Source organism: Sulfitobacter sp. UBA4523 (assembly GCF_002388305.1).
Taxonomy (GTDB): domain Bacteria; phylum Pseudomonadota; class Alphaproteobacteria; order Rhodobacterales; family Rhodobacteraceae; genus Sulfitobacter; species Sulfitobacter pontiacus.
This window is the reverse complement of record NZ_DGMH01000066.1, coordinates 1-19,444: the sequence shown is the minus strand read 5'-3', so window position 1 is coordinate 19,444 and position 19,444 is coordinate 1. Positions and strand designations below refer to the sequence as shown.

Annotated in this window: 21 protein-coding genes and 1 pseudogene; 3 read left to right on the top strand and 19 right to left on the bottom strand. The window is 55.5% G+C overall.

Annotated features, from left to right (window positions below; translation table 11 throughout):
• The 5 genes and pseudogenes from B3849_RS16050 to B3849_RS16030 all read right to left on the bottom strand — a co-directional run.
• A pseudogene (locus tag B3849_RS16050) lies at positions 1-402 on the bottom strand (xanthine dehydrogenase family protein molybdopterin-binding subunit); the annotation flags it as partial.
• Complete coding sequence (locus B3849_RS16045) at positions 399-1,373, bottom strand: FAD binding domain-containing protein (RefSeq protein ID WP_278425128.1); 975 nt, start codon at positions 1,371-1,373, stop codon at positions 399-401. The gene B3849_RS16045 and the pseudogene B3849_RS16050, both read right to left, overlap by 4 nt.
• Positions 1,370-1,876 carry a 2Fe-2S iron-sulfur cluster-binding protein gene (locus B3849_RS16040; protein WP_005852029.1) on the bottom strand — a complete coding sequence of 169 codons (507 nt, stop codon included), beginning with the start codon at positions 1,874-1,876 and terminating at the stop codon, positions 1,370-1,372. The genes B3849_RS16045 and B3849_RS16040 overlap by 4 nt, the downstream gene beginning before the upstream one ends.
• A gap of 55 nt (positions 1,877-1,931) precedes the next feature.
• Positions 1,932-2,330 carry a LysR substrate-binding domain-containing protein gene (locus tag B3849_RS16035; RefSeq protein WP_278425129.1) on the bottom strand — a complete coding sequence of 133 codons (399 nt, stop codon included), beginning with the start codon at positions 2,328-2,330 and terminating at the stop codon, positions 1,932-1,934.
• Positions 2,290-2,928, bottom strand: a complete 639-nt coding sequence (locus B3849_RS16030) for a LysR family transcriptional regulator (protein WP_278425130.1) — start codon at positions 2,926-2,928, stop codon at positions 2,290-2,292. Before B3849_RS16030 ends, B3849_RS16035 begins: the two co-directional genes overlap by 41 nt.
• 63 nt (positions 2,929-2,991) lie before the next feature.
• Between B3849_RS16030 and B3849_RS16025 the strand changes: the two genes are divergently transcribed.
• Both B3849_RS16025 and B3849_RS16020 read left to right on the top strand, forming a co-directional pair.
• Positions 2,992-3,696 (top strand): SDR family oxidoreductase, encoded by a 705-nt coding sequence (locus B3849_RS16025; RefSeq protein ID WP_037943629.1) that lies wholly within the window; start codon positions 2,992-2,994, stop codon positions 3,694-3,696.
• A complete protein-coding gene (locus B3849_RS16020) occupies positions 3,686-3,934 on the top strand; it encodes a DUF6552 family protein (protein ID WP_009826291.1) in 249 nt (82 codons plus the stop codon). The genes B3849_RS16025 and B3849_RS16020 overlap by 11 nt, the downstream gene beginning before the upstream one ends.
• Before the next feature lie 657 nt (positions 3,935-4,591).
• Here B3849_RS16020 and B3849_RS16015 read toward each other — a convergent pair.
• From B3849_RS16015 to B3849_RS15950, 14 genes are all read right to left on the bottom strand, one after another.
• Entirely contained in the window at positions 4,592-5,476 is an 885-nt protein-coding gene (locus tag B3849_RS16015; RefSeq protein ID WP_278425131.1) for a polysaccharide deacetylase family protein, read from the bottom strand.
• Between the two features lie 3 nt (positions 5,477-5,479).
• Positions 5,480-5,905: a nuclear transport factor 2 family protein gene (locus B3849_RS16010; RefSeq protein WP_278425132.1), complete on the bottom strand. Its 426-nt coding sequence runs from the start codon at positions 5,903-5,905 to the stop codon at positions 5,480-5,482.
• 16 nt (positions 5,906-5,921) lie between these two features.
• Complete coding sequence (locus B3849_RS16005) at positions 5,922-7,412, bottom strand: amidohydrolase family protein (RefSeq protein ID WP_278425133.1); 1,491 nt, start codon at positions 7,410-7,412, stop codon at positions 5,922-5,924.
• A 68-nt stretch (positions 7,413-7,480) separates the two neighbouring features.
• The gene (locus tag B3849_RS16000; protein WP_278425134.1) at positions 7,481-8,506 is read right to left on the bottom strand and encodes an ABC transporter substrate-binding protein; all 1,026 of its coding nucleotides are present in this window, start codon (positions 8,504-8,506) and stop codon (positions 7,481-7,483) included.
• Positions 8,507-8,541: 35 nt separating this feature from the next.
• Positions 8,542-9,315: an ABC transporter permease gene (locus B3849_RS15995; RefSeq protein WP_174226601.1), complete on the bottom strand. Its 774-nt coding sequence runs from the start codon at positions 9,313-9,315 to the stop codon at positions 8,542-8,544.
• Between the two features lie 10 nt (positions 9,316-9,325).
• Complete coding sequence (locus tag B3849_RS15990; protein WP_278425136.1) at positions 9,326-10,177, bottom strand: ABC transporter ATP-binding protein; 852 nt, start codon at positions 10,175-10,177, stop codon at positions 9,326-9,328.
• A 200-nt stretch (positions 10,178-10,377) separates the two neighbouring features.
• On the bottom strand, positions 10,378-11,091 hold the full coding sequence (locus B3849_RS15985; protein ID WP_254655151.1) for a TetR/AcrR family transcriptional regulator: 714 nt from the start codon (positions 11,089-11,091) through the stop codon (positions 10,378-10,380).
• A 175-nt stretch (positions 11,092-11,266) separates the two neighbouring features.
• Positions 11,267-12,856 carry a gamma-glutamyltransferase gene (ggt, locus tag B3849_RS15980; RefSeq protein ID WP_278425138.1) on the bottom strand — a complete coding sequence of 530 codons (1,590 nt, stop codon included), beginning with the start codon at positions 12,854-12,856 and terminating at the stop codon, positions 11,267-11,269.
• 71 nt (positions 12,857-12,927) lie between these two features.
• Positions 12,928-13,941 carry an ABC transporter ATP-binding protein gene (locus B3849_RS15975; protein ID WP_278425140.1) on the bottom strand — a complete coding sequence of 338 codons (1,014 nt, stop codon included), beginning with the start codon at positions 13,939-13,941 and terminating at the stop codon, positions 12,928-12,930.
• A complete protein-coding gene (locus tag B3849_RS15970; protein WP_286780428.1) occupies positions 13,938-14,564 on the bottom strand; it encodes an ABC transporter ATP-binding protein in 627 nt (208 codons plus the stop codon). The genes B3849_RS15975 and B3849_RS15970 overlap by 4 nt, the downstream gene beginning before the upstream one ends.
• Positions 14,533-14,811 (bottom strand): ATP-binding cassette domain-containing protein, encoded by a 279-nt coding sequence (locus B3849_RS15965; protein ID WP_422664341.1) that lies wholly within the window; start codon positions 14,809-14,811, stop codon positions 14,533-14,535. The genes B3849_RS15970 and B3849_RS15965 overlap by 32 nt, the downstream gene beginning before the upstream one ends.
• Before the next feature lie 107 nt (positions 14,812-14,918).
• A complete protein-coding gene (locus B3849_RS15960) occupies positions 14,919-15,818 on the bottom strand; it encodes an ABC transporter permease (protein WP_278425142.1) in 900 nt (299 codons plus the stop codon).
• Entirely contained in the window at positions 15,815-16,765 is a 951-nt protein-coding gene (locus B3849_RS15955) for an ABC transporter permease (RefSeq protein WP_278425143.1), read from the bottom strand. Before B3849_RS15955 ends, B3849_RS15960 begins: the two co-directional genes overlap by 4 nt.
• Entirely contained in the window at positions 16,765-18,369 is a 1,605-nt protein-coding gene (locus B3849_RS15950; protein ID WP_278425144.1) for an ABC transporter substrate-binding protein, read from the bottom strand. The genes B3849_RS15955 and B3849_RS15950 overlap by 1 nt, the downstream gene beginning before the upstream one ends.
• A 215-nt stretch (positions 18,370-18,584) precedes the next feature.
• Between B3849_RS15950 and B3849_RS15945 the strand changes: the two genes are divergently transcribed.
• The gene (locus B3849_RS15945) at positions 18,585-19,250 is read left to right on the top strand and encodes a GntR family transcriptional regulator (protein ID WP_286780426.1); all 666 of its coding nucleotides are present in this window, start codon (positions 18,585-18,587) and stop codon (positions 19,248-19,250) included.
• The last annotated feature ends 194 nt before the right edge of the window (positions 19,251-19,444 follow it).

The following is a 19,444-nucleotide window of genomic DNA, read 5'->3' as shown; positions in this document are numbered from 1 at the left end:
CTGCTCGAACGTATCGGCGACCACCAAAGCCACGGGCTGACCGACATAGGAGATCTTGCCGTCCGGCTGCACCGGTGCTTCGTTCGCGGTGCCTTGTGCAGGGTTACGCAGGAAGGTCTTGCCGTGGAACACACCGCGCACCCCATCCAGCTTGCGGATCGCCTCGGCGTTCAGGCCGGTGACCTGACCGCCCGCGACAGGGGCGCGCACCAAGACGCCGGTCATCATGCCCGTGGGCTGATCCTCATGCGCATAGGTGGCGCGGCCTGATACTTTCAGCGGGCCGTCAGGGCGGTCCATGCCGGTGTGGATCAACCCCTGAACCGTGGCATCCAGCCGGTTGCGGTCATCGGGTTCATCCATCGTCAGTTCGGCGGTCGAAATATTGCTACCGTCGGTCATTGCTGTACCCCCGTGAGTTCCGTGAGTGTGGCGATAAGCGTGCGTCGGGCCAGCGGCACCTTGAACGCATTGCCCTCTTTCGGTGTGGCCTCCGCGACCAGAATATCGGCGGCTTTGCCAAACACCTCGCGCGCGGGTTCTTGCCCGATCAACGCCTCCTCGACCGCCGGATCGCGCCAAGGCATTGATCCGATACCGCCGCAGGCAATCGCGGCTTGGGTGATCTTGCCATCCGTCACCTTGATCCGCGCCGCGACCGATACCATCGCAAAGGCGTAGGACGCGCGGTCGCGTACCTTGCGGTAGGTCTGGCGACCCTCGGCGGGGGCGGGGAGGATCACGGCGGTGATCAACTCTCCCGGTTGCAAGACGGTTTCGAAGGCGGGGTCGGTGGGGATCAGATAGAAGTCGGACAGCGGCACTGTACGGGTCACACCATCGGCGGCCTCTATCTCGACCTCGGCCCCTAACATCTGCATGGCCACCGCCATATCGCTGGGGTGGCTGGCGATACATTTGTCGGTCACACCAAGGATCGCGTGCAGACGGTTCGCCCCCTCCATCGCACTACAGCCGGAGCCGGGGTCGCGTTTGTTACAGGGCTGATCAGTGTCGTAAAAATAGTAGCAGCGGGTGCGTTGCAGCAGGTTGCCACCCGTGGTCGCCTTGTTGCGCAGTTGACCGGACGCGCCCGCCAGCAGGGCGGAGGAGAGTGCGGCATAATCCGACCGTACCGTCATATCCGCCGCCAGATCAGAGTTGGTGACCAAAGCACCGACGCGTAGCCCGCCGTCGCGGGTTGGGGTGATCTGTTTGAGGTCCAATCGCGAGATATCGACCAGCCGGTCGGGGGTCATCACCTCTAGCTTCATAAGGTCCAGTAGATTGGTGCCCCCGGCGATAATCGTGGCATCTGGGGTGCCGGTGACATCGCTATTGGCGCCGGCGCGGATGTAATCGAACTGTTTCATGACTGCCCCTTCGCCGTTTCTCGGATCGCATCGACAATGTTGGGGTAGGCGGCACAGCGACAAATATTGCCGGACATCCGCTCTGATATCTCGTCGTCAGTCAGCTCGGGCGAGGCTGTCAGGCTGCCGGATACGTTAGAGGGCCAGCCGGCTTTGAACTCTTCGAGCATGGCGGTGGCTGAGCAGATCTGACCCGGTGTGCAATAGCCGCACTGGAAACCGTCGTGTTTGACAAAGTTCTGCTGCATGTCGGACAGGTTGCGTTCATCGCCCAGACCCTCGATCGTGGTGATCTCGTCGCCGTCGTGCATACAGGCGAGCGTCAGGCAGGAATTGATGCGGCGGCCGTTGACCATGACGGTGCAGGCACCGCATTGGCCGTGATCGCAGCCCTTTTTGGTGCCGGTGAGGTTCAGGTGATTGCGCAGCGCATCCAGCAGCGACGTGCGGGTGTCGGCGTCAAGACTATGGTCTTCGCCGTTAACGGTCAGTGTCGTCTTCATGAGAAGGGGGCCCTTTGTCTTGTGACATCTATGAAGAAGAACCCCCGCCAGCGGGTCAGGGTTCCGCTATGGGAAGGTTGCTTTCGTCGTTTGGAGTTAGGGCGGCCTCTGCCACGTCGTCGCGGGCGCGGCCCAGTAGCCAATCACGGACATGGGCGGCACCGCTTGGGGAGCCTTGCCGAGGGGACAAAAGGTAAAACCCGCTACCACCGCTCAATGCGCCTTCAATCGGTTGCACCAGCCGTTTCGCACGCAGATCACGCTGGACAAGAAACCGGTTGGCAAGGGCGATCCCCTGACCGGCAAGCGCCGCATCAAGGCTAAGCGTCGTCTGGTTGAACCGCAGACCGCGCGCCGTCGGCACATCGCGCCCAAAGACCGTTTTGATGAACTGCGGCCAAAGATCGTGCGTGTCATGCAGCAGTGTCGCCTCTGCGATACCTGCCGCGCCCATCGGCGTGTTCAGCGCTTCCGCCAAATGGGGGGGCGCAGACGGCGACGATCTGCTGCTCGAACAACAGATCAGCGCGCAGGCTCGCTCCGAACGGCGGATTGCCCTGCCGCACGGCAAGGTCGATTCCATCCGCGTGGAAGCTGGACAGTCTTTCGGTCGCGGTGATGCGCAGATCAATGCCGGGGTGGGCTTGGGTAAAGGCTGCCAGTCGGGGGATCAGCCATTTCGACGCAAAGGTGGGGGTGACACTGATCGTGACGTGGGACGGCGCGGTGCGCAGCGCATCTGTTGCATCGGCCATTTGGTCGAAGGCGCGGGAAATCGCGATGTGATAGGCGCGCCCTTCTTCGGTAAAGGCCAACCCGCGCGGCTCTCTGAGGAAGAGACGCAGGTTCAGATGGTCTTCTAGCCCGCGCACCTGTTGGGCCACGGCACCTTGGGTCACGCCCAATTCATCAGCTGCGGCGCGAAAGGTAAGATGGCGGCCCGCCGCTGCAAAGGCGCGCAGCCCGTTCAGAGGGGGGAGGTCGTTCGAGGTCGGCACAGTAGAAATCCTATCGTCATGCAGCAGTATGTCTGGCTGGTCGAAGCGTTTCAAAGCACTTACCTGCGGTGAAGCAGACGCGCTAGTGCTGTCTAACACATATAGGAGGCAAACGTCATGAGTGTAGAAAAAGTAGCGTTAATCACAGCGGGCGGCAGCGGCATGGGGGCAGGGGCTGCCAAAAAGCTTGCCGCCGATGGGTTCAAGGTCGCGATCCTGTCGTCCTCTGGCAAAGGCGAAGCACTGGCCAAAGAGCTTGGCGGCTTCGGTGTCACCGGCACCAACCAGTCGGTTGATGATCTGGCGCAATTGGTCGATGGCGCTATGGAGCGGTGGGGGCGCGTGGATGTGCTGGTGAACTCGGCCGGTCACGGACCCAAGGGCGACATTTTGGAGATGACGGATGACGACTGGCATCAGGGCATGGACGTGTACCTGATGAACGTGATCCGCCCCACGCGACTGGTGACCCCGATCATGGCAGCACAGGGCGGCGGCGCGATCATCAACATCTCTACCTTCGCGGCGTTCGAGCCCGACCCGCTGTTCCCCACATCAGGCATTTTCCGCGCGGGGCTTGCTGGGTTCGCCAAGCTTTACGCCGATCAATACGCAGACAAGAACATCCGCATGAACAACGTCTTGCCGGGGTTCATCGACAGCCTGCCCGAAACAGACGACCGCCGCGCGCGCATCCCCATGGGGCGGTATGGCACCGAGGCAGAGGTCTCCTCCCTCATCGGGTGGTTGGCGTCCGACCAAGGCGGCTATGTCACCGGTCAGAACTGGCGCATCGACGGAGGGCTGACTCGTGCCGTCTGATCTGATTGCCTTGCGCAGCAGCACCCGGCTTGCGTTCTGGATCAAATGGGCCGCATCGATCGTGCAGATCCTCGGCTACGCCGCAACGGGATTCGGCTGGACGCCATGGAACCTCTATCTGTTTATCGTCGGCGTCATCGGTTGGTTCATCGTAGGCACCCTGTGGAACGACAGGGCTATCATGCTGATCCACCTTGTCGCACTGGGGTCGATGATGGTTGGCATGGCCAGCCAATAGCGCGTTTGGCATCGCCCCTGTTGGCCGCATCGCCACCTGAGTATGTGAAGCCGTTTGGGACATGCCTGCTACACAGACTTCAGAACCCTCCCCAAGGGTTCCTTATGCTGCCGCTCGGCCACCTTGGGTGGCTGGGCACGGCAGGGACCTCGAGGGGGGCAGGTGCCCCTGTCTCTCTCGCGTGCCTTATCGCTACCAATGCTTATTCCCGGTCGCTCTCATCATCTCTGTCTCCGGTCGAGAACGAAGATTAGCCTGCTTGAGTAACGATCACGCTGGGGCGGAAACGGGGGCAATAATACCACCACCGGATGGGCCGGGTGTTGGTGCTATTCATCTAAAGAAAGTTGGCTGGGATGGTAGGGTTTTCTGTCATAATATCAGTGCCTTGATAACATTTGAAGGTTTGTCCGGTTTGTTGTTGTGAGAATAGGTTTGAGTCGAATGTGTGTCACAGTCAAGCATGTTGGCCGTCAACCGCTATCACTCTCGTTGTTAACGGGGTGTTAAATATGCGGTGACGGCTGAACGCTCGAGGTCTGCGTTAGCGAAACCGATCCTCTCAGGGGGAAAAAGTTTAACAATCTCGGGTAGCGGTTCTTATGAGAAGCGCAATTCTGCCAAACGCGATACGCTAAAGTGGGCTTACTGTATCGCTCAAGGAACCAAGTCTGATATCGCATCATAACAGTAGTCTGAAATAGCACCGCTTGTCGTCAGCCATATCTGGTCTTGGTGCGAAGCGATATGAGACAGTGCCCGGCGTAAGTGTCTAAGCCTATAGGGCTGTCCGACCAAATAGGGATGCAAAGCGATGCCCATGACAAGTGGTTGCCGCGAAGACTGTTCAAGTATTTCGTCGAAGTTGTCGATGATCATATTCGCGAATTCGGCCGCACTATCCTTGCGTGCGACGATAGAGGGAATGTCGTTGACCTCTTGCGGATAGGGGATCGACAAGAGACGTCCGTGGCGTGTTTTCATCCAAACAGGTTGATCGTCCATGCACCAGTTTAGCGTGTATTTGTACCCAGTCTCTGAAAGTAGATCTGGCGTATTCAAGCTTTCCGAGATCCATGGAGATAGCCAGCCCTTTGGCTGTTTACCTTCGGCATCGTGGAGGACTTTCGTAGCTTCGGAGATCAGCTCGGCTTCCCTCTCCGTCGTCAGGTCGCTTTGACGTTCGGAATTCGTTCGCCCGTGCCCGACGATCTCGTCACCGCGCGCGCTGAAAGAGGCCATGAGGTCTGGTGCGTATTCATACATTTCACTGTTGGCGAGCACACTGGCAGGCAGCCCTAATGCATCAAACAACTCTAATAGCCGCCATGCACCAACGCGGTTGCCATAGTCGCGCCAAGCGTAGTTTAGGACATCTGGTTGCGGGCCCCCAGGTGCCAGTTCGGCACCAAGCCCAGACCCAAAGCCAAAATGTTCGAGGTTGAGTCCTATGTAGACTGCAAGCCGTTTGCCTTCAGGCCAGCTGTAGTCGGCGCGTTTAGAGATTGGAGAGTAGTCGTATCTACCATGATGAGGGAGCATAATTCAGAGTTCCGCTTCTGCTAAGCCAGCCTTGTGCAATATTATTTCGGCACTGTCGTTCCAGACGTCGGTGCTGACAATCTTGCAGTGGCGAACAACGAACTTATCCAAATACCGGTTCGTTTCGAATGTGGTCCCATCCTTCCACGCCCCGTAAAGATAGCCGGTGTTGTAGACATGGACGTCCCCTGTCGCCTCGTCGAGTGCGGCATCGGTGCGTAAGAACTTCTTCTTGACCCAGTCATATCGTTTTGCGTTGAACGCGGCGCTCTCTGCGGGGCCAGCGAAGATGCGTCCCCCAGTAAATACCAATTTGAAATCGTCACTGACATAGGCTGCGGCCCCTTCAGGATCTGGCACCATCGACCGTTCAAGATAGTTTTCCACAATTGCTTTTGCTGTGGCTACAGGGTCTGTTTGCTGGGTCATGGCGGTAACTTTCATCTTAATTGGGGTAGGGGAGCGCGCAGGTCGCGCGGCAGAAGCTTTGCACGACAGCGGATGCTGCTGCGTTCATTAAACGTGTTTGAGCGTTTGTCTCATCCAGCCGTGTAGCGGCATCCGCGGCGTGTTTAGCAAGGCTTGGTTCGTCGAGGGTCAGCACGCGGTCATTGGCGAATACATACTCACCCGCAATCATCACTTCACGCAAGCCAGCACCGTTTTCTGCAAACACAATCTGGTCGAGCGGGGTACGCAGTGGCGTATAGTGGCAATAGCCCGCATCCAAGAACAGCATGTCCGCGGCCCATCCTTCGGCGATCATACCAACATTCTTGAGCCCCATAATCCGCGCGCTGCCTGTCGTTGCCATTGCAAAAGCATCACGGGTGGATATCCATTCTGTGCTGTCGCTTACCTGTGTCCGACTTAGCGTCGCCGCAAGACGCATGGCTTCGAACATACATTGGCCGTCACTGGTATTCGAAGCATCCGTTCCGACCCCCAGGGTCACGCCGCTGTCCATAAGCATTCTTACGGGTGCAATACCAGACCCAAGCCGCAGGTTGCTAAGGGGATTGTGGCAGATACAGGCGTCGTGGGCCGCAAGGAGGTCGGCCTCTGATTGCGATAGCCACACGCCATGCGCGCCGCTGAATTGCGGGCTTAGCACCTGTAGATGATCCAGATGTGCGGTAAGGCTGGTACCATATTTCTGATGTGCGATGACCTGTTGCAGTCGCGTTTCAGCCAAATGGGTTTGCAGCGGTATTTCATGCTGTGCGGCAACGTCTGCGCACGAGGTAAGAAAAGCATCTGAACAGTGCAGCGGGATCGCTGGTCCTATCCCGGGTCGGACACGCCCATCTGGTATGGGCCAAGTCGCGAAAGCCTTATTGCATACTGCGATAATGTCTTGCCAGTCCGGCATCAACAGGGCGGCAACGATGTCACGCAGGGGCTGGTCAAATTGCTCCAGCAGTCCAGGCAAGCCCTGATAGATGGTCTTGTCTGCGATCATAGGGGCAACGACTGCGCGTAAGCCTGCACCTTGATACGCCTCGGCAACCGCATGGATACCTTCAACTGTCGGGCCTGGTAGTTCTATGAACAGGTCAAAGCAACTTGTGCAGCCTTTGCGGATCAACTCAGCTGCCGAAAGTTCTGCTGCGAGGCGCAGATCATCGGTACTTCGTGACGCATTCAGCCAAGCTGATCCCGCAAGGAACGGTTCAAGCGTCATGTCACCAGCGACGCCACCACGCCCAAGCGCACCGTGTGAGTGGGTGTGGCCGTTCACGAGACCGGGAATAATAAGGCGGTCGCTGACATCAATGCGCTTCGCATCTTCCGGGCCGTCGCCATCTGCGAGTAGGGCCGTAATTATGCCATCCGTCACAAGGATCGAAACGCGCTCGAAGGTTTCATTCTTAACAAGAACGAGCCCACCACTGAGCAATAACCGATGCTTGTACATATAGAGTTCCGCGAACAAGTTGGTGTGAGAAATTTTCAGGATACCTCACTGCGGCAGGCGATCACCTGTCGCAGTGAGGCTACGCATTAGTTAATGGTTGTCTCGAAGCGGCGCTCATCAACCGGAGGAAGGAAGGACCGGTCAAAAATCTCCGACGCTTCTGGCAGGCGCTCCAGATCATAGCCCTTCGCGACGATCTCGATCGAGCGGGTCAGACGCTCGTCTACAAGATCACCCATGCCGATGTCCGTGACTTCAGGGGCGTTCATCAGATTAGTCAGCGCAAATTCCAACCGCGCGCGTTCCAGGTCGGCATCCACCAGATTGTCATATGCCATGATCGCCTCGACCGAACTGTCTTGATTGGCGGACACCTCCATCGTAGCTTTGTTCACCGCGCGCACCAGCCCTGCAACGGCTTCGGGGTTTTCGGCCAGAAGTTCACGCGACACCATCATGCCGTTGGAATACAGATCCATGCCGTAGTCTTCGAAGTTGAACCAGTTGTAGTCATTTGCCGGGTCTTGGCGGTTTGCAATCAGGTTGAACCAGCTTGTCGAAGTGAACACGAACGCGCCATCGATATCCCCGCGGATCATCATCGGTTCCTGCAGGTTAGGTGCCATGTTTTCTTGGGCGACTTTATCAAGGTCAATGCCGTTGATTTCGGCGAAAACAGGGAAGAGCCGTGTCGTCGGCGTGCCCTGAGCGCCCCCAAGTGTCTTGCCTTCGAAATCTTCAGGATTTTCGATGCCTGCCGTCTTAGGTGTCACAATCGCGAAAGGGGGACGATTCCACAGTTGATAGACCATGACAGGTGCCTCACCCGGGCGTGCCGCAGCATTCTGAATGATTGCGTTGATGTCGCCAAAACCTGCGTCATAGGCACCACCCATGATCCGCGTCACGGTCGCAGCCGAGCCTTCGCCTTGGTCAATAGACACATTCAGCCCTTCGTCTTCAAAGTAACCCTTGTCCAGCGCCAGAAGGAAAGGCGCATCAGAGCCCTGCGTTTTCCAGCCCAGGGTGAACCGGATGTCGGTCATTTCGGCAAACACTGGGGCTGCGCCAGCCATTAGCGCGAAGGTGGCACCCACGAGAACATTCTTCATTTCAGCTTTCCTTATTTCGATGAGGGGAGGGTTGATTAGGACATTGCGATGTCATTGCCGCGGGTTGCCCATCCTGTGACGCGCCTTTCGAGAAGCGAAAACAGGGAGTAGAGGGCCACCCCAAGCAGAGCGAGAATGATCAGCCCTGCGAAAACAAGCGACACTTGGAAGTTCGATGAGGCGGTCATCATCACGTTCCCGATCCCGCGGTTGGAGGCCACGGTTTCGGACAGTACGGCACCAACAAAGGACAGCGTGATCGCAACCTTCAGCGCCGCAAAGAAGTAGGGCATGGTGCGCGGCAGCCCGACATTCCACAGAATTTCTCGCTTTGACGCGCCAAGCGTTTTCAGCACGTCTTCAAGGTCGGGTTCTGTTGTCGCAAGTCCAGTGGCGATATTGACCACAATCGGGAAGACGCAAATGACCATTGCGGTTAGTACCGCTGGTGTCGTGCCCGATCCGAACCAGAGCACAAAAATCGGGACTACTGCGACCTTAGGAATGGATGAAAAACCAACCAGCAGTGGCGAAGCGACGGCGTAGGCGACTTTGGATGTACCCACCATGACACCCAAGGCTGTTCCAATCGCGACACCAAGAACAAAACCGGTAAGCGTTGAATACAATGTCTGGAGGATGTGGGGCACCAAAATCGGGAACTTGATCCACAGCGTCACGAGGATCTCGGACGGGCGCGGCAGAACAAGGTCAGAGACATCCAGCAATACGCAAAGAACCTCCCATATCAGAAAGAAGCCGAAGATCAGGGAAAAGGACAGCATTCTGATGCGATTTTTCTCGGTCATAGCACTTATCCTATTTACGGACCTGTGCGATCAGCTCGCGCAGGCCTTGGGTCATTTCGACAAATTCGGGGCTGTAGATCATGCCAATGTCCCGGGGCTGCGGGATGTTGACGGGTTCGTCTGATATGACGCGGCCAGGTCGTGCACTCATCACGCAAATACGTTTTGCCAGAAAGCCGGCTTCGCGAAGATCATGTGTGACCAGTAACACCGTCGGTTTGCGGTCCAGATACAGGTCCTGAAGGATTTGCCAAAGTTCTTCGCGCGTGAACTGGTCCAGCGCTCCGAAGGGTTCATCAAGCAGCAACAGATCGGGTTCGTGGATGAGGGCGCGACAGAGGTTTGATCGTTGCAACATTCCGCCGGACAACTGCCATGGATAGTGATTAGCAAAATCCTGAAGGCCGACCTGTTTTAGCAAACGATGTACGCGGTCTCGGTAAGCCCCTTTACGATCCTTGTGGAATGTCGCCTTGAATGGAGCCACAATCTTAAGCGGCAGCATCACGTTCTGCTCGATCGTTAGCCACGGCAGCATCGTGGGGTTCTGGAACGCCATACCGATGCGCAGTTGTTTGGCTGAAGCTTCTCGCCCGCCAACAAGGACTACACCAGACGACGGCTGTATCAGATCGCTGACCAAGCGTAGGATAGTAGACTTGCCGCAACCCGACGGACCGACAAGCGCCACGAAATCACCTGCATCCATTTTCAGAGAGGTCGGTGACAGTGCTGTAACAGCAGCATCTCCCTTGCCGAAAACAACAGACGCCGTCTGTAGTTCCACTGCGTAGCGATATGGCATTGACCCTGCTTGAAGGGGGGTGCCGGTGCTTTGTTCATGATGATTTAATATGTTCATGCAGTCATCAAACTGCAGAGCCGTGAGCCTATAAATGAAATTAAGTAAAAAATTTTAGAATTAAATTACTCCGCTCAAGAAAGAGGCGCGGTTTTGGTCGCTGGCGCGAAAAGGCAGCACTCAGTGTTCCCTTAATGGGGGAATTTAGGCTTCACTCTCGTTTGATTAACGCCACGCGCCGTTTTTACAGGACAACAGCGCTAATGATTCTGGATGCCAAGGTAGCTCAGAATGACGTCCTTTGCGTGTTGCCGGCGTTCTTCTTGCCACGCATCGTCGTGCAGGTTCTGACCAACAACAATGCCAAGCGTGGCAGCATTGTTCAGGTGATGGGCTGAAAGGGCGACAATACTAAGATATAGCTGGGCAGGATCAGGTTTTCGACTGAACACTCCGCTTGAATATCCACGCTCTACGAGATTCCGAATTGCTACGATGAGAGGTTCCGACATGTCACGCATCACCGCTGAACGCGCGATGTACATCCCGTTCAAGGCGTTTTCATTGCGCGTCATTTTGCGGAAATCGGCGTTATTTTTAAAGTAGTCGAAGGTGAATTCTACCAATTCTTTCAACTTCGTCACAGGATCCCCTACGCTAAAATTTAGCTGCGCTTCTTGGTCTCGGATCTGTTGAAAAATGTCTTCAAGAGCCGCGATATAAAGCTGCTCTTTCCCACCGAAATAATGGTAGATCATACGCGAGTTGCACTTGGCAGCCTTTGTGATGCGATCAATCCGTGCGCCGTGGAAACCGTGTTCGGCAAATTCGTCTATAGCGACAGCCAATATTTCGGCTTGTGTCCGCGTCGCATCGCGACTTCTGAATTTAGGGGATTTTGTTGGGGCGTTAGGACTACCACCACATTTTGCCGCCATAATTTCCCCGTATCGACCGTTGTTCTTATCTACCACATCTTCTCAGGCCATCTAATCGGTTCGAAACCGGATGGTAAAGCTGGCGTGAAAGTCCCTTAAGCTGACGGTGAGCCCAATGAGAGGCGGTAAATTGAAGAGATAATTTGGGGTTCAGATACCGCAAGCTGCCGATATTTTTGCATGCTGAACCCCCGTAGATCGCAAGAAATTATTAAAATCCCAAAGCCATTCCGTCTTTTCTTGAGTCACTACCACCTGTCAGCAAGCCTGTATCTGGGTCGATATAGATTGCCTGGCTCCCACCTATCGGGGATTCTTGCAAGGCCAGCACGTGCCCGCGCGCCGTCAAATCTTCGCGCACCTCCAAGGCAACACTCGGTTCAATATCCAGCACACCATCATGGGCAAAGCTGCGCGGTGCATCCATTGCTTCTTGTATGTCCATTCCCAAGTCCAGCACGCCAGACAAAAAGGCAGCGTGGCCAGCCGCTTGATAATGTCCGCCCATGACGCCGAAGGGCATCACGGCGACACCATCTTTGCAAAGCATTCCAGGGATGATCGTGTGCATGGGGCGTTTGCGTGGCGCAATGGCATTGGGATGGCCTTCATTAAGCCGGAACGACGCACCCCGAGAGTGAAAAAGAACTCCTGTGGTTGGGTCTAAGCGCGTCGAGCCAAAACCGTGGAAGATTGAATTGATGAAAGACAGCGCATTTCCCTGTGCGTCAACGACGCTGAGATAGATCGTATCTTTATGCTCTGGCTCATTCCAAAGCGTAGGGGGCATAGCGCGGCGCATGTCGATCCGCGCGGCCAGTGCGTCTACGACCTCGTCAGACAAGAGTGTTTCGACAACATCTGGGCAGTCTGCAGGATCAGCGATCAAAGCATCGCGGTGATGGTATCCAAGCTTAGTTGCCTCAGCGTGCAGATGGATGCGGTCAGCGTCGGAAAGTCCCTTACCCATGTCAAAGCGTGACAAAATGCGTAAAATGAGAAGGGCCGCCAAACCTTGGCCGTTCGGTGGACATTCAAAGACGTCATGATCTCCGTAGCGCGATGAAATCGGTTCAACCCAGTGCGCTTGATCCCGACCTTCGTGGAAATCCGCTTCGGTGTGCAGCCCACCAAGAGATTGCAGATGTGCCGCCATTTTCGCTGCAACGTCACCTTCATAGAATCCTGCAGCGCCTTTTTTTGCTATGATCCGCAGACTTTCGGCGAGCAGGGGTTGGGCGTGAATGTCGCCCGCTTTCGGCGCTTTACCGTCGGGCAGAAACAGCTTTGCTGCATGTTCATCGCCCGCAACTATATCTGCGTTTGCAGCCCAATCTATCGCGACGCGCGGTGTTACAGGGTAGCCGTTTTCGGCGTATTTTATCGCGCGTGCGAATAACTGGTCCATTGGCAAAGAGCCATGATCCTTGTGCAACAGGCACCACCCCGAAATGGCACCTGGGATCGTGACGGAATGTGGACTTGTTTGGGGGATCTCATTCATGAGACCTGCATTTCTTAGAGCTTCGACTGTCGCGGCAGCTGGCGCGCGTCCCGACCCATTCAGGGCCTTCACCTTACCGCCTTTTGGCGCATAAAGCGCAAAGCAGTCTCCACCTATACCCGTCATCAAAGGGTCGACGACACACTGCACAGCCACTGCAGCAATCGCCGCATCTACTGCATTGCCCCCTTTGGTCAGGATCTCATGGCCGGCTGAGGTTGATAACGGGTGAGAGGTTGCGATCATCGCTGAAGACGCAAGCGTACTGGGGCGGCGAGCAGAGAAGAAGTCAAACATTTCGGGTTTCCTGTAGTTAGCACCACTTGCCATGGGCTCGCGATGATCTTGTGTTAGCTGAAGAGGAACGACTATTTTGATACCAGTGGATGCAGACACGCGACTGCGCGTTGAGTGCTGAGCTTTCCCAACTGCGGATCCTTCAGTCGGCAATCGTTCTGCGCGCTTGGGCAACGTGTCGAAAAACGGCACCCTTCTGGCAAGTTGAGAGGGCTTGGGATCTCCCCGGGCAATGGTTCTGAAAGCGGCTCAAAAAATTTGGGTGCAGCGGCACGAAGAGCCGCAGAGTAGGGATGAGATGGCGCATTAAGAACAGCGTCGGTCGGGCCAGTTTCGACGATACGGCCAAGATACATGATCGCGATTTCTTCGCAAAGGAAGCTCGCGACTCCAAGGTCGTGCGTAATGAAGATGAGCGTCAGGCCCATGTCTCGCTGTAACGACTGCAGTAGAATTAATAGCTGTGCTTGCGTCGACACGTCGAGCCCTGAAACAGCTTCGTCTGCAACCAGCACTGTAGGCTCCGATGCCAATGCGCGTGCAATAGCCACGCGTCGCACCTGTCCTCCTGACAACCCCGATGGATAGCGCTCAGCAGCGTCTGCAGGCAATCCGACCCTATCAAGCAGTTGCGCAACACGTGAGGCTTCGTCTTCGCGCGATACGATATTGAAGTGCCGAAGCGGTTCTGCAATCAGCGCGCCAATCGTCATACGAGGGTCGAGTGACCCACGCGCATCTTGATAGACCATCGCAACATCGCGTGCAAAGTCGATACCAGTCGCGCGTCCTTCCAGAATGGGTTTGCTGTTATAAAGCGCACGCCCCCCGCTTGGTCGGTCCAGCCCCAGCAGGACCCGAAGCAGGGTAGACTTACCCGAACCGCTTTCTCCGACGACTGCAAGGGACGTGCCTTTGCGAATATTAAGCCTAACCCCATCCAAAGCACGAAGACCTACCGTTTCGCGGCTAAAGATGGAGCGCCCTGGTTTGGGGACTTCGAACACCTGCTCAACCTCGATCAGCTCGAAGATGGGTTGCTCGGGGACAGTCGTATTGGTTTCGGCTAAGGTTTGCACAGTCATTCGGGGTTCCAACACGCAATATGGTGATCAAGCGAGCCTGTCGCGGTCTGCTGGGCTGGCACAAGAGGGGGTGCTTCGTCCGCGCATCGCGTCACTGCGCGTGGACAGCGCGTGCAAAACCGGCAGCCGTTAGGCATTTGCCCGTGAGACGGCACAGTTCCTTCGGGAACAGGTAAGTCTTTGGTACCGATTTCGAGCACACAGGATTTTAGTTGCTTAGTGTAGGGATGGCGATGTCGTTCAAGTACATCGCGTGCTGGGCCGCTTTCGACGACTTGTCCCGCATAGAGCACCGCGATCCTATCACAAGCCTGACTGGCAAGGGCCAGATCGTGCAGCACAAACACACAACTTGCGCCACGTTCACGGGTCAGTTGCAGGATCAGTCGGACAATTTGTGCTTGAATCGTGACATCCAGAGCCGAAGTCGGCTCGTCAGCCAAAAGCAAATCCGGACTACCTGCCAATGCGATAGCAACCATGACCCGTTGCTGCATGCCTCCTGATAATTGGTGCGGGAAGGCAGACATTCTGCCTTCGGGGTCATTGATGCCAACAGAGGCAAATAGCGCAACCGCTTGTTCTCGGGCGTCAGCCTTCGACAGCCCGTGGATGCGTTGCAAGGTCGGNNNAGGTCGTGCTCAGCTGACGTCCGACTGTGTATGACGGGTTCAACGCAGTACCTGCATCTTGGAAGATCATAGACAAACGTCGGCCGCGTAGCTTCACCATCTTTCGCTCAGATAGCGTGAGAAGGTCACCTTCGCCAACCAAGGTAGCGCTTCCGCTGACCCTCGCGTTTTCAAGCAAGCGCATGATCGCAGTGGCGATAGTCGATTTTCCAGCACCGCTTTCGCCGACCAAAGCCATTGTCTCTCCCTGTCCAAGGGTAAGCGTGACACGATCCAAGATTTTAGCGGCACCTCGAAAGACGGTGAGGTCCTTGATCGACAAGACATGATTCACGGTCATATCGCTCATGACTCTCTCCGTAGTTTTGGATCGAATTCTTCGCGCACTCCGTCGCCGACTATCGACAGGGCGATCAGCAAAAGAGCCAGAGCAAAACCTGGCATCGCAGACATCCAAGGTGCAAAGCTGACAAAATCGCGTCCTTCAGCGATCATGAGGCCCCAATCAGGTGTCGGGGGCGTGACGCCGATGCCCAAAAACGAAAGGGATGAAGAAACCAGAATGGCCTCTGAGACGCGTATTGTGACCTGAACGGCGAGCGGGAAAATTACATTTGGTAAAACATGACGTAAAATCACACGCAGGTATGAAATGGACATCAGTTGCGCAGCTTCGATGAAAAGCTGAACGCGTACCTGCATCACATCACTGCGCACCGTTCGCGCAAAGGGCCCTATCATGGAAAGGCCAACTGCGATGACGACCTTGTCTACACCTTGCCCCAGGATCGCGATGAATGCGACGGCGAGGATCAGCGACGGCAATGCAAGGATGGCGTCGATCAACCGCATTAGGCCCCATTCTGCCCATCCACCCGAAAGACCTGCGGCGAGCCCAATGATCAGCCCGCCAACGGCACCAATCATGACAGAGAAAATGCCGATAATAAGCGCATATCGTGCGCCGTATATGACCCGCGAAAAGATATCTTGGCCGTAGCTATCAGTGCCCATCCAATGCACCACAGTGGGTGCTTTCATCATGACGTTAAAGTCCTGCTTAACGGGATCGAACGGGGCGACATAGGGCGCGAAAATCGCGGCCAGCACATAAGCCGCTGCAACAAGCAAAGCTGCGGTGAAGAAAGGCCGCCGTATGAAAACAGATCGACGGGATTTCGCAGCGGGTGAAGGGGTGTCCACAATCGGAACCGCGGCGACGCCCTTGGTCATTTGAACGCTCATTTGCTGGTCCTCAGTCGTGGATCAAGGAAGGGGTAGGACAGATCGACCAGCAGGTTGACGCCGATGAACAAAACTGCCGTCATCATAACGCCGGCCTGAACCACGAGGTACTCACGACCCAGAACGGCAGAGGTCAGCATCTGGCCAACGCCAGGTAGGTTGAAAACTGTTTCTGTAAGGACAGTCCCTTGCAGCAACACACCCAGTTGCAAACCAAGAATTGTAACAAGCGGCATGGCGATGTTGCGTACACCATGCACCCAGACGACGCGCCAATTGGGTTCACCGCGTGCGCGAGCAGCTGCAATATAAGGTTGCTCCAGCACTTCAATCAGTGTCGCGCGGGTAAGGCGGGTAATCATCGCAATGAAATAGGTCGAAAGCGTAAGACCAGGCAGGATCATGTGGTAAATGCCCTGCCAGAAGTTCTCCCACGGGGAGACGTAGCCCATGACGGGAAAAAGTTGGAGCTTCACCGCGAAGAACCAGATCAGCAAGATGCCCAGAAGAAACGAAGGAAACGCCGTGCCTGTCAGGGCCAGTACAGCCGACCCGGCGTCAAATATCGTGTCCTTCTTTATGGCTGACAATACGCCTAAAGGAACACCAACAAGAATTGCGAAAAGAAGAGAGAAGGAGGCGAGGGTCAGCGTGACAGGCAACGCCTCCTTAAAGGCATAGGTGAAAATCTCTGCGCGCGCGACATAGGATGTTCCCCAATCGCCCTGCACAAACTGGATCGCCCAATTCGCGTATTGGACAAGGAATGGTTGATCCAACCCCAGTTCGGCTCTTAGTGAATCGTAGCTCGCTTGAGAGAACTCTGACCCGAGCATGATCTGAATTGGATCGCCCGGTGCCAGCTTCAAAAGTCCGAAGCTGGCGACCGACACGACGAATAGGACAACGAATGTCTGCGCGATTTTCCCCAGTGCCTTAACGAGCATTAGCCAATACTCACAGTGTGTAGGTTCACAAGGTCAGCTGGGATATATTGGAACCCCTTAACTTTGGTAGAGAAGACTTTGTAAATCGGCATGTGGGCCATGACAGCGATGCCGGCTTCGTCCATCAGCAAGTCTTCTGCCTTGTTGTACAAAGCGCGTCGTGCTGCTGGATCCAACTCGACCTGAGCTTGTGCGCAAAGGTCGTCAAAGTCGGTGTTCACCCAACCGCCAAAGTTCCATGCCCCGTCCGATTTAAATTCGGGATAAAGCGTTTCATCGGGATCAAGATCAGCAACCCATTCAAAGTCATAGAGGTCAAAATCGGAGGCGTTGCGGCGCTTCACCCAAGTTGCAGGCTCCACAAGTTCCAGCTTAGCTTTAATGCCGATTTCAGCCAGCATCGGGGCGACAGTTTGAGCCACTCGTGTCCCAACAGGACCGCGTTCTGCCATCATATAGACGGCTTCCACCTCGCCTTGGTTAGCCGCCTTGGCGCGGAAGGACTTGGCCTTTTCCAGATCATACCACTGACCGCGGCCGCTGGACGCAATGTCAGGATCAAAGAAGTCGGTCATCGGAGGCGAAATAGGCGTATACGCTTTCTGCGCACGACCAAAGTACGCCTGTTTCACGAGGGTATCGCGATCCAGAGCCCAAGCAACAGCGCGACGCAGGTTAACGTCGTCAAATGGACCGCGTTTGCAGTTCATCCCGACAAAGGTGTAGTTCCCCTCGATCTCTCCGTACAGGTTCGCATTCGGGAAAGCTTCGACCTGATCGACGAGCTGCATCGGGCAATCGGTCATACCGTCGATTTGGCCGGACATTAACGCCGCAAGCGCAGTCGAGGCCTCGTTCATCAGAACAAATGTCGCACGCTCAAGCTTTGGCAATCCTGGTTCGAAATAATCGGGGTTTGCTTCCAGTTCGATTGCGTCGTTTTCTTTCCAGGAAACAAACTTGAACGGGCCTGTTCCAACAGGATTCCGCCCATAGTCGGCACCATACTTCTGTACGGCAGCGGGACTAACGATCGTGCCCGCACGTCCGGTCGAACCGTTCAGCGCGACGGGCAAGAAAGCGTATGGTTGCGAGAATGTTAGCTTCACGGTCAGCGGGTCGACGACCTCAATATTGTCCAGCAGAGCTAACTTCCACGCGTGTGGTGACTTGGGTTCCCCTTCTTTGACACGCAGTAGCGAGAATTTGACAGCTTCGGCATCACAGGGCGTCCCATCGTGGAACTTGACGCCGTCACGCAGCTTGAAGACGTGAACTTTGTCATCCTCGATGTCCCAGCTCTCTGCCAAGTCGGGTTCGAACGTGACGTTCTTGCCATCGTAGGCGATTTTGAGAAGACCGTTGTGGATATTGTTGATGATCTGAATGGACGACAGAAACCCAGTGAAGTGGGGATCTAAGGTATCAATGACTTTAATGGACGCGATTTTTATGTGACCGCTTTGTTGTGCGCGTACAAGAGACGGTGCACCGGCGGTTGCAGCTGTTAGAATGCCTGCGCCAAGGCCCTTAAGTACTGTTCTACGTCCGAAACGTGCGGACAGACGTTCGGCAAGAACTTTTTTGTGATCGATCGGTTTCATATTTTGTTTTCCCTGTTGGCATTGTCTCCTCCCTTGATCGTTTTGACCGACAAGTATTTGCGCCGGGTTTGTCCCAGTTCGCCGGCCTCGCGTCGGTTTTGAGGCATTCTGCTACCGAACTCTCCGGGTTGTTCGGCATCATGTGATTAAAGCTTGCAAGCACATGTATACAAATGGAAGCTAAAAGAGCACAAAGCGACGGGATTGGATGGCTGATGATTATTCGTGCAGCAGATTGCATCTTTGAAAGCCTGATAGAGACTATCATGGTCGGCGAATTGGCCGCGGGCGAACCACTTGTTGAAAAGCCACTGGCCGATAAATTCGGTGTATCGCGTACTCCAGTAAGGGAAGCCTTGCATCGGCTGGCCCAAGCGGGCCTCGCTGAGCGTGGATCCCGGCGCGCCTACTTTGTACGCGAGATGGCACCCGAAGACCTTTCTGAACTATTCGAAGCCACTGGAGAGATAGAGAGCGCTCTTGCCGCTCTCGCAGCCAAACGAATGAGTGAAATCGAGCGCCGTCATCTTATGTTGATTGTTGACAGTGGCGACGCCTGCAACGACCCGACCGCATACAGCGATATCAACAGGCAATTCCACGAGGCTATAAAGTCGGGTGCTCGGAACTCAACACTCGCTTCTACCTTGGACGAGCTCAGCATGCGAACCTTTGCATGGCGAGCTGCCAATTTCCGAGAAGACAGTACGCGACTGGCGTCTTCTCGAAGCGAGCATCGTCAGATCGCTGACGCGATACTTAACTTAGATGTAGAAATGACGCGCAGACTGGTTTGCAGTCACGTCGCGTCTTCATATCTTGTGTCGTCCGACATCCTTGCGCGCCGCAAGATGGAGTTACCGGTTAAACCGAACGCGTAGAGCCAAGTTTGTCCGGCGCGCAATTCTTTATGGTCGAGTAGCTCTGCGCTTCGTTGAATAACATCAGTCAGCCGTCACCTGCTAAGATAGTGAATAAGCTGATGACGGCAGTTATATGTAAGCGGTGCGCCGCCCCCACACTTACAGCATAGCGCCTGATCTGCGATTCAGAGTAAACCTCCGGCGGTGGCCGT